Annotated in this window: 8 protein-coding genes; 2 read left to right on the top strand and 6 right to left on the bottom strand. The window is 60.2% G+C overall.

Annotated elements, in window-relative coordinates; genetic code table 11:
• The 4 genes from ACHWRX_RS04205 to thiE form a co-directional block, all read right to left on the bottom strand.
• Nucleotides 1–748, bottom strand: a 748-nt coding sequence (locus tag ACHWRX_RS04205) for an outer membrane protein assembly factor BamD (RefSeq protein WP_394658206.1), incomplete at its 3' end; no start/stop codon positions are given.
• A gap of 194 nt (nucleotides 749–942) precedes the next feature.
• A complete protein-coding gene (locus tag ACHWRX_RS04200; protein WP_394658205.1) occupies nucleotides 943–1,371 on the bottom strand; it encodes a hypothetical protein in 429 nt (142 codons plus the stop codon).
• Between the two features lie 39 nt (nucleotides 1,372–1,410).
• Nucleotides 1,411–1,890 (bottom strand): hypothetical protein, encoded by a 480-nt coding sequence (locus ACHWRX_RS04195; RefSeq protein ID WP_058737519.1) that lies wholly within the window; start codon nucleotides 1,888–1,890, stop codon nucleotides 1,411–1,413.
• Nucleotides 1,891–2,073: 183 nt separating this feature from the next.
• Nucleotides 2,074–2,721: a thiamine phosphate synthase gene (thiE, locus tag ACHWRX_RS04190; RefSeq protein ID WP_288414490.1), complete on the bottom strand. Its 648-nt coding sequence runs from the start codon at nucleotides 2,719–2,721 to the stop codon at nucleotides 2,074–2,076.
• Nucleotides 2,722–2,930: 209 nt separating this feature from the next.
• Between thiE and ACHWRX_RS04185 the strand changes: the two genes are divergently transcribed.
• Nucleotides 2,931–3,197, top strand: a complete 267-nt coding sequence (locus ACHWRX_RS04185) for a hypothetical protein (protein ID WP_394658204.1) — start codon at nucleotides 2,931–2,933, stop codon at nucleotides 3,195–3,197.
• 82 nt (nucleotides 3,198–3,279) lie between these two features.
• On the opposite strand, the gene tsf is transcribed toward ACHWRX_RS04185, so the two are convergent.
• The gene (gene tsf, locus ACHWRX_RS04180; protein WP_394658203.1) at nucleotides 3,280–4,203 is read right to left on the bottom strand and encodes a translation elongation factor Ts; all 924 of its coding nucleotides are present in this window, start codon (nucleotides 4,201–4,203) and stop codon (nucleotides 3,280–3,282) included.
• 105 nt (nucleotides 4,204–4,308) lie between these two features.
• Complete coding sequence (gene rpsB / locus ACHWRX_RS04175) at nucleotides 4,309–5,061, bottom strand: 30S ribosomal protein S2 (RefSeq protein ID WP_058737522.1); 753 nt, start codon at nucleotides 5,059–5,061, stop codon at nucleotides 4,309–4,311.
• Nucleotides 5,062–5,440: 379 nt separating this feature from the next.
• On the opposite strand from rpsB, the gene ACHWRX_RS04170 reads away from it, so the two are divergent.
• On the top strand, nucleotides 5,441–5,719 hold the full coding sequence (locus tag ACHWRX_RS04170; protein ID WP_394658202.1) for a hypothetical protein: 279 nt from the start codon (nucleotides 5,441–5,443) through the stop codon (nucleotides 5,717–5,719).
• The last annotated feature ends 233 nt before the right edge of the window (nucleotides 5,720–5,952 follow it).

The raw sequence follows: 5,952 nt of genomic DNA, 5'->3' as shown, positions 1-5,952 counted from the left end.
GCGCGTACCACTCGCTTCCGGGATAATTGTTCTGCAGCACGGCCGCGGCTTTCTGCGCTTCGTCGTCCACGCCGAGCGCCAGATAACCCTCCACCAGTCGGTACAGCGCTTCGGGCGCGTGACTGGTCGTCTGATAATTATCCACGACGTTGCGGAAGCGCAGCGTTGCGGCCAGCCACTTGCCACTGCGTTCGTAATAACGTCCTATCGTCATCTCTTTGCCCGCGAGGTGATCGTTCACCAAGTCGAGCTTGATCTTGGCGTCTGCGGCGAAGCTGGTGGTCGGATAGCGGCGGATGACATCGGTCAGCGCCTGCTTTGACTGCTGGGTGATCTTCTGGTCACGCGTCACGTCGCTGATCTGCTCGTAATAGGATACGGCGATCAGGTAGTAGGCGTAAGGCGCATCCTTGTTGCCGGGGTGGATCGACAGGAAGCGCTGCGCGGATTGTACCGCCTTGTTGTAATCACGCGCGACGTAATAACTGAACGCGCTCATCAGCTGGGCGCGGCGGGCCCACGGCGAGTAGGGATGCTGGCGCTCAACTTCATCAAACAAGGCGGCGGCCTGCTTGGTCTGCCCGCGCTCAAGCCGGTTTTGTGCCGCAGCGTAGAGCGTGTCGACATCGCGCGCGACGTAGGCGGTGTCCTTCTTGCCGCCACCACGACCGGCGCAACCCGCGGTCAGGATCATCGCTCCGGTGGCGATAGCGAACACGACGGGCTTTAAACGCGATCTTTCGAGCATGGCGGGGTCTATAGCCAGCGTCGCGCTGAACGCCAAGTGAAGTTGCTGATACGTTGCCTGCGTTCTTTCCCGGCAAGTCACGGATCAGGTAGAGTGGCTAAATCCGGGCGACCTGAGCGTTGGAGGCAGGCCTGGCCAAGAGCATCAATGGTGGTGGGATACGTGATGCCGCCCGAATGCACGCCAAAAACGGTTCATGCCTGGCCGGTGCGCAACGTCATCGACCTCTTGCGCTTCCACGTGACGACGACACCAACCGCCAATGCCGCAAATTGAACCCCATGACCCCACTCCACGATCATCCTGCAAGCTGCCTCCCAACTGCCAATAGACACCGTCGAGATCGCCTCGAAGATCACCACGATGATCTGACCGCCGCCGATCCACAGCGGGTATTGACGGTCGCTGATGATCGCGAGGGCCGAGAGCGCAATCATCTCGGTCATCTCGATCATGATGGGCAGATCGCGCCACATGCCAGGGCCATTCGCATCAGGCACCGCATCCTCGAGCAAGGTCGCGATCACAAAAGCCGAGGCGATCGCCCGGTCCCGCTTGCTGTCTTGGACGACCGTGATGGCCCACAGAATCCCAAGGGCGGCCACCCTCGCAATACCGAGCATCAAAATTTCCGTTTCAGAAGAAGGAGGAACGGGGGGCTTTTAGAGAAAGTCAGACAGAGTTTGCGCCACACTCAACGCCACCAACGCCGCCACGAGAAGGCCAACCGCTATGGCGATCATGGCTGCAAAACGCCTGAGACCGTTATCGAAGCCCGACAATGGCAGGGCAGTAGCACTTAGCCCCGAAGCCCCTCGACCACCGCAGGTGCATGCCGGGCGAAAGGCGACGGGGGTGACCTCCGGCTCCTTGACGACCGCAAATGCTTCAGACGCGCGAAGCCGAGCATAGGCCCGAGCCAGATCAGCACGCGGCGGGAAACCCGTCTGGCTACGAACCGCCTCAATGCGCTGAGTGATGGCCCCCTCCGTCACACCCAGTCGCCACGCGATCTCCTTGCTAGTGCGATTTTCTGCCAGCAATTCGAAAACTTCGTGCTGCTTTTTGGTCAGGCCAACAAGAACTTTTGCATAAGGGCAAGCTGCGTCGTCACCCGTGGGATGCGTGTCCAAGTTGTTCATAAGCCGACTACCCCCGCACTCGAGCCCCCCAGCTCGACTGCGCTCTCTATTGTACCGAGTATTATCTTTCGGTCGGGAGCGCGTGGCGCACAAGACTAAAAACAGCACCGGGCAAACGGCTTATCGCGTATTTGGGGATGATTTTATTTTGTCGTACCGCCTGGTATGGCTTTGGAATCATGGTCAGGCCAACCGGGCGTTGGTGATCGCTTCATGAAGCCCCATGACCGCTGCCGCTTCGTCGTCCCGCCAGACGGCCCCACTCACCGCAAGGAAGTCCGCGCCCGCCCGCACCAGGGGAGCGCAGTTTTCAGTCGTGATGCCCCCGATCGCGACACAGGGCAGTTCGAACAGGCTTTGCCACCAGGAAAGCAGGTCTGGCGCGGCCTGATGCTCCACTGCCTTTGTGACCGTGGGGAAAAACGCACCGAACGCAACGTAGTCGGCGCCTGCCTCGCCAGCTTCCATCGCCAGGTGACGGCTGTCATGACACGTCACGCCGATCTGGGCACCGCGCCCTAGTATCTTGCGGGCTTCCACCGGATCGCCATCGCCCTGCCCCAGGTGTACGCCGTCCGCGCCGATTCGCTTGGCGAGGCTGATCGAATCGTTGACGATGAACGCAACATCGCGATCCGCACAAATTCGCTGAAGCGGCTCAGCCAGGCGAGCGATCTCATGCTGGTCGATGTCCTTCAGGCGGAGTTGAAAGGCGGCGACTGGCGCTGCCTCCAGCGCGCGCGTCAGCCGCTCCGGAAATGATCCCGTTACGTCGAGAGGCGAGATCAGGTACAGCTGACAATCAGGTAATGTTGCTTCGTTATCGGACATGGTTGCGCCCTAGCGCGCAGTTCCGACCGCGCCAAGCATTCGGAATGCGTTCAGCATCAACAGGCTTGTATCTTCCGATGCTTAGGTTGCTCCTCTTGCCCGCATGCGCGGTGGCAATGACCGGATGTGCGGTCCCCCACCCGCAACCCGTCCACGATTCGCAGCAGACGGAGGGCTTGGTTTACGCAGCGATCGGCAAAACCGCGTCCGTGAACGGGCCACGCGTGACCCCGCTGGCGCTGCTGGAAGACAGTCGCTGCCCGCCGTCGGTGCGCTGCGTTTGGGCGGGGCAAGTTCGCGTACAAGTTCGAATCGACTTGGGTAGTGGCAGCTACACCGCTGAGCTGAAGCAAGGCGTGCCCATTCCTGTCGCCGATGGAACGCTGGAACTTGTCACCGTCGGGCCCGGTCCGGCAGACGGCGGCATCAAACCACAGGCGTACCGCTTTGGCTTTCGCTTCATGGGCGGTCTTTAGGGTCTTTTTACCTATCGCCGAAACGCAAAACGGGCCGGGAACTTTCGCTCCCGGCCCGCAGCTTCTTTGATTTGAAAGAAGATCAGCCCGCGACGGCAGCGGCGACTTCCGCCGCGAAGTCCGTCACCTGCTTCTCGATGCCTTCACCCAGCTGGTAGCGGACGAAGTCCTTCAGAACAATCTTCTTGCCGGCTTTCTTGCCGGCCTGATCCACAACCTGCTGGATCGGCGTCTTGTTGTCGATCACGAACAGCTGGCTGAGCAAAGCGTTTTCCTTGGCGTACTTGGCGATCGCGCCGTCCACCATCTTGGCTTGAACCGCTTCGGGCTTGCCGCTCTCGGCAGCCTTCTCAGCGGCGACCTTGCGCTCGCGCTCGATCAGCTCGGAATCGAGATCGTCAGCATTCAATGCCAGCGGGAACGCAGCAGCGATATGCATGGCAATCTGCTTGCCCAGCGTCTCCAGAACCTCAGCCGGAGCTTCCGATTCCAGAGCCACAAGAACGCCGATCTTGCCAAGGTTCGGCGCGGCGGCGTTGTGCATGTAGGGCACGATCAGGCCCTGCGACACTTCGACCGTCTTGATGCGGCGGATCTGCTGGTTCTCACCGATGGTGGCGACGTTGTTGGTCAGCGCGTCACCAACGGTACCACCGGTAGGGTAAGCCGCGGCCTTCAGCGCGTCGACATCGTCTCCGCCGATACCCAAAGCAGCCTCGGTGGCGTTGCGCACGAAGTCCTGGAACTGCTCGTTCTTGGCGACGAAGTCCGTCTCGGAGTTAACTTCGACAGCCACGCCCTTGGTGCCCGAAACGGCCACGCCGACCAGGCCTTCAGCGGCAGTGCGGCTGGACTTCTTGGCAGCAGCCGCCAGCCCCTTGGAGCGCAGAGCGTCAACGGCGGCTTCGAAGTCACCGTCAGTCTCGGTCAGCGCCTTCTTGCAATCCATCATGCCGGCGCCAGTGCGCTCGCGCAGGTTCTTCACATCAGCGGCGGTGTAAGCCATCGCTCAATTCCTCTTTACTTGAATGGTCAGGCGCGCCGGGCCCATTGGACCCGGCGCGCGACATTTCGATGACGAAGTGCCGCGAAGGTTCGCGGTATCCGTTCCTCAAGCCTCGACGGCTTCCTCAACCGGATTGTCGAGAGCACCCACGTCGACACCCGAATCGGCTACGCCTTCGCGGCGGCCCTTGGTCGCGGCTTGGGCCACGGCTTCGCAGTACAAGCGCACAGCGCGGCTGGCGTCGTCGTTGGCCGGAACCGGGAAGGCGATGCCCTGAGGATTGACGTTGGTGTCAAGAATGCCGACGACCGGGATACCCAGGACGTTGGCTTCCTTGATCGCCAGATCTTCCTTGTTGGCGTCGATCACGAACATCACGTCGGGGATGCCGCCCATATCGCGGATGCCGCCCAGCGAAAGCTCCAGCTTGTCACGCTCACGCGTCAGCTGCAGGACTTCCTTCTTGGTGAGGCCGGTGGTGTCACCCGACAGCTGCTCTTCCAGCGACTTGAGGCGCTTGATCGAGCCAGAAATCGTCTTCCAGTTGGTGAGCATGCCGCCCAGCCAGCGATGGTTGACGAAGTGCTGACCGCAAGCGCGCGCCGCCTGAGCGATGGGCTCCTGCGCCTGGCGCTTGGTGCCCACGAACAGCACCTTGCCGCCGGCCTGGACGGTCGACGAGATGAAGTCGAGCGCACGCGCCATCAGCGGCACGGTCTGCGACAAGTCGATGATGTGAATGCCGTTGCGGGCGCCGAAGATGTACGGCTTCATCCGCGGGTTCCAGCGGTGGGTCTGGTGGCCGAAGTGGGCGCCGGCCTCGATCAATTGCTGCATGGTGACGACAGGAGCCGCCATAAGTATTTCCTTTCCGGTTCAACCTCTGGGAAACTGGAACCTGGCAGAACGACCCAAAGGGCCATTCCTTCCGCCGAGGCACCGGTATGTGCGCTTCCCATGTGGATTGCCGCGAACCTTGTCATCCGGGAATCGAACGAAAGTGCCGAGGCGCACGCGCTTTAGCCTGTGTCCAAACACAAATCCAGCCGCAACTCGCCGCCCATCCCCTTCCATTCGTCTCAAAGCAGATGATTATTGTTCACGTAGAGGAACTTATGAAGGTTAATGCGTATTTGAAGAATATATTCCGGGCTCCGTGACGGTTCACTCCGCAAGGCGAAAAACCCGGACCTATTAAATTCTTGCACGCGGACGATCGTTCCAGCGGAGAACCATTATGACTGCCATACTGCCTGTCATTTTTGCGCTCGCCGGTACAGCGGCGGTTTTCACCATTTGGAATGCCGTTTCGCAGAACATCAACACGGTGAAAATGCTGGCCTCTCAAATCAAAGGCCTTGATCGTACAACTGCCATTACCGTGAATCTGCTACAGGACGAGTCAGCGCTTGAGCCCGTTGCCATCGTGCGGCGCCCCCGCATGACCCGCGTTCCATATTCCAAACCTATTACTCATCGCCTGCACCAGTTCGACCATTCGCGGTCCGTCGCCTGAGGGAGGCAAAATCGAGCAGGCAGCAGCCTCTCGACTTTGTTGACATAGGAACAAATCATGAACATAAAGGTGGAACAGAATCGGAACTAACAGCTTTGGCACAGGTTTTCCACAGCCTATCCTCAGCGTGTTCCATCGCCGGGAGGTTTCGCCATGATTGCTCTGGGACTTGCTGCCTTGTTCGCGCTGGCCGCCGCGACTTCTATCGCTGCTATATGTATCGCAGTGGCCAC

Origin of the sequence: uncultured Novosphingobium sp., assembly GCF_964277725.1 — a bacterium.
Taxonomy (GTDB): Bacteria; Pseudomonadota; Alphaproteobacteria; order Sphingomonadales; family Sphingomonadaceae; genus Novosphingobium; species Novosphingobium fluoreni.
Note: the sequence above shows the minus strand (reverse complement) of the source record. Positions and strands in the feature narration are given on the sequence as shown.